This window comes from Acidiphilium cryptum JF-5, from assembly GCF_000016725.1.
GTDB classification, from domain to species: Bacteria; Pseudomonadota; Alphaproteobacteria; order Acetobacterales; family Acetobacteraceae; genus Acidiphilium; species Acidiphilium multivorum.
Map to the genome: position 1 here is coordinate 1 of NC_009474.1, position 4,909 is coordinate 4,909.

The 4,909-nt window shown below is 58.7% G+C and carries 7 protein-coding genes; 2 read left to right on the forward strand and 5 right to left on the reverse strand.

The genetic code is table 11. The annotated features are described in order from the left end of the window. Positions 1-1,128: 1,128 nt before the first annotated feature. The gene (locus ACRY_RS02410) at positions 1,129-1,605 is read left to right on the forward strand and encodes a hypothetical protein (protein WP_039889431.1); all 477 of its coding nucleotides are present in this window, start codon (positions 1,129-1,131) and stop codon (positions 1,603-1,605) included. A 242-nt stretch (positions 1,606-1,847) separates the two neighbouring features. Continuing rightward, positions 1,848-2,378: a hypothetical protein gene (locus ACRY_RS02415; RefSeq protein ID WP_039889432.1), complete on the forward strand. Its 531-nt coding sequence runs from the start codon at positions 1,848-1,850 to the stop codon at positions 2,376-2,378. 147 nt (positions 2,379-2,525) lie between these two features. Here ACRY_RS02415 and ACRY_RS20330 read toward each other — a convergent pair whose 3' ends face one another. From ACRY_RS20330 to ACRY_RS18845, 5 genes are all read right to left on the reverse strand, one after another. Next, on the reverse strand, positions 2,526-2,657 hold the full coding sequence (locus ACRY_RS20330; protein WP_256379524.1) for a hypothetical protein: 132 nt from the start codon (positions 2,655-2,657) through the stop codon (positions 2,526-2,528). Between the two features lie 16 nt (positions 2,658-2,673). Beyond that, the gene (locus tag ACRY_RS02420; protein ID WP_192826806.1) at positions 2,674-3,264 is read right to left on the reverse strand and encodes a hypothetical protein; all 591 of its coding nucleotides are present in this window, start codon (positions 3,262-3,264) and stop codon (positions 2,674-2,676) included. Between the two features lie 120 nt (positions 3,265-3,384). Then, positions 3,385-3,825: a DUF29 domain-containing protein gene (locus ACRY_RS02425; protein ID WP_007425147.1), complete on the reverse strand. Its 441-nt coding sequence runs from the start codon at positions 3,823-3,825 to the stop codon at positions 3,385-3,387. 13 nt (positions 3,826-3,838) lie between these two features. Beyond that, a complete protein-coding gene (locus ACRY_RS20100) occupies positions 3,839-4,030 on the reverse strand; it encodes a hypothetical protein (protein WP_007425148.1) in 192 nt (63 codons plus the stop codon). A 216-nt stretch (positions 4,031-4,246) separates the two neighbouring features. Next, positions 4,247-4,822 (reverse strand): replication protein, encoded by a 576-nt coding sequence (locus ACRY_RS18845; RefSeq protein WP_011930888.1) that lies wholly within the window; start codon positions 4,820-4,822, stop codon positions 4,247-4,249. Positions 4,823-4,909: the final 87 nt, after the last annotated feature.

Sequence of the window (4,909 nt, forward strand, 5' to 3'; positions counted from 1 at the left end):
TGACAAAAAACGTCCAAACCCGTCCCATCAGCTATGGGACTACCCCGTCCCATCAGCTATGGGACTACCCCCCCCTATAAAATATTGATTTAATTCATTATTTTTTTCACTCCTTCTATGATCTAGAGGAGCACCCCCGAAGGGGGCTGCCTGCCGTGCAGGTAGTCCACGGGGATGCGTAGCGGAGCGCCCCGATAGGAGGCTGGCGACGCGCAGCCATTCCGGTGGGCCCACCTGTGCGGACTGGCTGATCAGGCGGCCCTCGGGGCCGATGATTGAAGGAGCGGAAAGCCGCTGACGCGGCTTAATCATGAACGGCGGCCCTGAAGGGCCGCGCGGGACCAGGGCGAGGGACCGGCGCGGGCGCGCTGCGCCCTCCGGGTCTCCCGCGCTGCGCTCGACCCGCGCCACGAGGTGAGAGACGGCGACGCGGGAAGCAAAGGCGGCATTGGGGGCGATGCGGCGAGGATGGCCGTAAAATCCCGTCAGACGGGCGTACACAGGTTTTTGGGGTTTTCTGCTCCCCTTTCAGCGTCCGATCCGCAAGGCCGCTCTACGGCCTCCTGAGGGGCTGGAATGGGCATTCCGGATTAGTAGCCGCGTGGGATGACCAGCCTGATATGCCCCTTGGTGGTTACCCAACCGCCGTGCTGGTCACTGCTGGCCTCGAAGCAGAGATGACCGCCGCAGGTCTGCCACTTCACCCGCGCACCCTTGGCCTTGAGTGCCTTGAGGTTGGCCCGTTCGGTCTGGATCTCGGCCCGCAGGGCCTCTGCACGTCAATAGAACACAGCACAACCACAGCAGAGTCACACCATAAAGTCCGCCATAATCACGGCAGATACGATGCAAAAACACAACATGTCCGCTGCATATCTGCGCCAGAAACCCCGCCAAACCCCCGCCACTATGCGGGCGGAAAGTTCAGGAGAGAAGTCACAGACCATTGCACCTTTGGAGCCTCCGGACATGAAAGCGCATTGACCCGCCCCGGTGCGGTCCTCGCGGCCCGGAATGGCAGCAATCCTGAGCGCGTCTGTCCCTCTGCCCTGACCTTCGCTGGGGCACCGAACTGCACCCCTTGGGGTGCAATCGCGGCACTAGTGTCGTTGTCGGAAAATGTGGGGTATGCTCGCGAGCATGAGCAAGCACTCGATGGCCTCGTTACGGGAGCGCCGGGCGGCGCTTGGCCTGGTTCAGATGAATCTCTGGATCAGGGAAGAGGACCGCGCGGCGTTCACCGCGGCGGTTGCGCCGTTCAAGCAGCGGGCCGGGGAGCTGGACCCGGCGCAGCGGCCCGGCAGGAAACGCCAGGAGTTCGCCAGAGCGTCGTCCCGGCCGGTGGCACGGCAGAAGCCGCCAGAGGCTCCCCAGAGGCCCGCAGAAAGGCGATCGGCACCCAGACCGGCGATTGCCCTGCCCTGTCGGCTGATCTTCCCCACCAGGCCGCCCGCCCGCCTCCGCAATGCGATGAAGGAGGATGGGTGGTTCTACGACAAACTCACCGGCACCTGGACCGCTGATGAGGCTGAACCGGTCGAACTCTGGATCGATGAATTGGTTCGCGATTGGGGCGGTCGGATCATCGCACCGGCAGGCGGATAATTTCCCCGGCATCCTCGTGGCAAGAACTAGTGCTTAATTACCAAAGGGCGCACTTACGAGTTGCTGCGCAACTCAGTGTGCTGGAGGTACAGACAAGGCAGGGCGGTTAATCCGGGCAAGCGGCTTTCGCCGCAGAAAGCGCGTGAGACGGCCATTAGCGTCTTGTGAGACGGTGTGGTGCGCACTCTATGGATTGTGCCATAACTCTGGTTGCGGGGCGGTTCAGTGCGTCGCGTGAGACGATGAACGAGATCGATCCAAAACGCCAGGAGCGGAACAAGCGGTATCGTACGGGGCTTGAGGAGCGCGGTATCAAGGCGTTTCAGGTGGTGGCCCCAGAGACGGCTAAGGGGCTGTTTCGGCGAGCAGCGGAACTGATGACCCGCGACAATGACCCAATGGAGCCACGTCAAGCCATGCGTCTGGTTGGCGGGGCAAATGAGCCGGAATTGGGTGATAGTGCACCAGCATTGATCGCTGAGCTGGACGAGGCACGGAAGCGGATTGCTGAGATCGAGCGTCAGGCGGAGGCGAGAAGGGCTATCACGGCGCAGGCTGCCGAACGGCATAGGCAGATGTTGGAGGCCGAGCGGGATGCAGCGAGGGCAGCAGAGGCCGCAGAGCGTGAGAAGGTACAGGCGATCGCCATGGAGGCTCTGCAAGCCCAAGAGCGAGTAGGTCGAGCCGAAACTGTCATCCTGCAGGTTAAGACCTTGCCGGGAATCAAGGGCCGTCTGGTGCGCTGGCTGGCAGGAGACGTACTGCCGGATTAGCTGTCCGGAATCGACCGTATTCGGACAGGTAATTTTACCATGCCCATAAATTAGGCTTCTAGAGTTATGGACAATCAAATACTATTGAACATGGTTTTAATCTCGGGATTCTGGACGGTTCAATCATCGGTGTGAGCCGAACCTGAGTTACGGCCTCGACGACGAAACGAAAAGATATTTGATCAGAGCGGCGATTATCAAAACAATCAACGTCATGATGGCAATACCGAACAGCGCCATACCTCCCATCATCCAGCCGCCCATCATACCATGCATCATCGGGTTGCTCCGTGTTTCAGTCAGCCTTGCCCATCATCCCGCGCATCATTGCCGGCATCCCATCCTTCGCAAAGCGATCGAGCTCCCGTGCATGGGCATAGATCACCTTTACCATTTCCGGATCGTCCGAAGTTTCGGTGACCTGAATCCCGGTAGGTAAGAGTTTATAAGATCGTTTATACTTCGTGCTGTTGGCAAACATGGCCGGTACACTGTTGCTCATCGGGTAGGGAAATGGTCGATTCTCAGCGAGGCGATTATACATTTCGATCACGTGCGCCTGGATGAGGTGAGCGGTTGTTGGATTACTCGAAACAGTGGTGTCAATTATGCCGTTGGGCATGTAGTCCGTAGCGCGCGTGATCTCCGTATGTCGCTCGAATAGTTTCATGCCGAGCTTCATCGGCCCCATCATGTTGCTGCGGGACATCATGCCCTGCATGTCCATGTGGGACATATTTGATCCCATCATTCCGCCCATCATTCCGCCAGATGAACCCGTAGTATCTGCGGACTGTGCAGCGGCGCATCGTGGTCCAAGACCGAGAAGGGCGAGAAAGCCGGAAAATGTGCTGCCAAGGATAGCGGAGAGGGTACGACGCTTCATGAGGTTTCACATCTCTCGATTGATTGGGATGGCAAAACAAGTCTAAACCTTACCATCATGGCAGTGTAAAGAAAGCGTCAGAATCTCGAATTATGGAAAACGTGGACACTACGCGTCCTTTTAGGCTTCCGGCCAGAAGTCTTCGGCCATCATTTGGTCGAAGGACCAGGGGCAGGTGGTGGGGAAGGTTTGCTTAGGTATAGCCGTTTCACCGTATGCCGCGAGGATTGCATCGCCATAGGCATCGCTGATGGCTTCGTCGAGCTTGGCTTGGAGGCTTGGGTTGTCACGTAGATGACGGGCAAGATCACGGCGCTGAATGCGGATAGTCACTTCCCATGACGCTCCACGGCGGACAGGCTGATATTGCCATTTCAAGAGATGCGTGAGGAGTACTGCGAGGCGGCTGATCAGTTCCCGCTTCTCGGTCTTGCCCATGCTCTCGATCTCCTCGGCGATGTGTTCAATGTCGGCCTGCGTCAGCTTCCCAGCGCGCAGAAGTCCGGCCTGTTCATTCGCCCAGGCGTAGAAATCGCGGTCATAGAGGGTCGATGTGCTCATGGTATTAATTCTATCACGAACGGGGCGGCTTCTGGCGGGAAAATAGCCTGGCCAGCAGAGACGGCTGTGGTGCCGGCGCTGGCGGGCCAGCGAGCAGCCGGAGCGCCTGGCTCAAATCCTCGATGTGCCGATCCTTCGCGGAGAGCAGAGCCTCCTTGGCTTCGATCTGCGCTTTGAGCACCCGGATTTCGGCCTGAAAAGCCATCTCATCCCCCCGGCCCAGGGGTGGCCCAAGTGGCTCATTGTGGTGGCCCGGTGGGCCACCCTTGGCTTCGCCAAAGGCGCGAAGCATCTCTGCCGGATCAATCGTTCCATCCGGCAAAACACTAATTTTTCCGCTGGATACGGCCCGCTGTAGGGTGGCTCTGGATATCCCCCAGGCTTGGGCGGCTCGCCTCTGGCTCAGCATGGCCCAAGTGGCTCAATCATGTGGCCCATGTGGCTCTTTCACTTGGGCCGGTAGGTCTGGCTCTAACCCGACCAGCGGAGGCTGCGTCGGCGGATCGAGGCCGTTTCCAGTCGGCAATTGGCGGTCTCCCGGATACAAAGCAGGAACCCGCTCTAGGGGCGGCTGTGCACCAATTTCGGCCTTGTCTGGCTGTTCGTCGTCGGAAACCAGTACCGCCGCACTGAACAGGCTGTAGCGTATGCCATCGCGGCTCCCAGTCCATGCCACGCGATCATTCACGATGTAGGCGTTTGTTGTTCCGACACCGCCTAGCTGACGGACCTCAATCCAATTTTGTTCCTTCAGCACGTTGATCGCACGGAGAGCGGTATTCCGAGAGCAACCCATCATCCGCTGAAGGTTAGGGACGCTGGCTACCAAGGCATTGTGACGTCCCATGTTGCCTACGATGACGTGCATGAGTGCCGCAGCCTTGGGGTGGGAGCCGATGAGTTTTGCCCATCGCTCATGTGCTGCCCTTTCGGTTTGCACCCATGTTCCGCTCGGCGCTGTAGCGAGACCGACGGTTTTTGGGGGAACTTTCGACATGGGACTACCCCGTCTCACTCATGAACAATGATTGTCAGTACGTAGACAATCAATGTCTATTTTAGCGGACATTTAATGTCAATGAAC

Excerpts from the sequence above, each read along its gene's own strand:
- ACRY_RS02425 (WP_007425147.1), bottom strand. The coding sequence starts at position 3,825 with ATGAGCACATCGACCCTCTATGACCGCGATTTCTACGCCTGGGCGAAT.
- ACRY_RS18845 (WP_011930888.1), bottom strand. The coding sequence starts at position 4,822 with ATGTCGAAAGTTCCCCCAAAAACCGTCGGTCTCGCTACAGCGCCGAGC.
- ACRY_RS20100 (WP_007425148.1), bottom strand. The coding sequence starts at position 4,030 with ATGGCTTTTCAGGCCGAAATCCGGGTGCTCAAAGCGCAGATCGAAGCC.
- ACRY_RS02420 (WP_192826806.1), bottom strand. The coding sequence starts at position 3,264 with ATGAAGCGTCGTACCCTCTCCGCTATCCTTGGCAGCACATTTTCCGGC.
- ACRY_RS02410 (WP_039889431.1), top strand. The coding sequence starts at position 1,129 with ATGCTCGCGAGCATGAGCAAGCACTCGATGGCCTCGTTACGGGAGCGC.
- ACRY_RS02415 (WP_039889432.1), top strand. The coding sequence starts at position 1,848 with ATGAACGAGATCGATCCAAAACGCCAGGAGCGGAACAAGCGGTATCGT.
- ACRY_RS20330 (WP_256379524.1), bottom strand. The coding sequence starts at position 2,657 with ATGATGCATGGTATGATGGGCGGCTGGATGATGGGAGGTATGGCGCTG.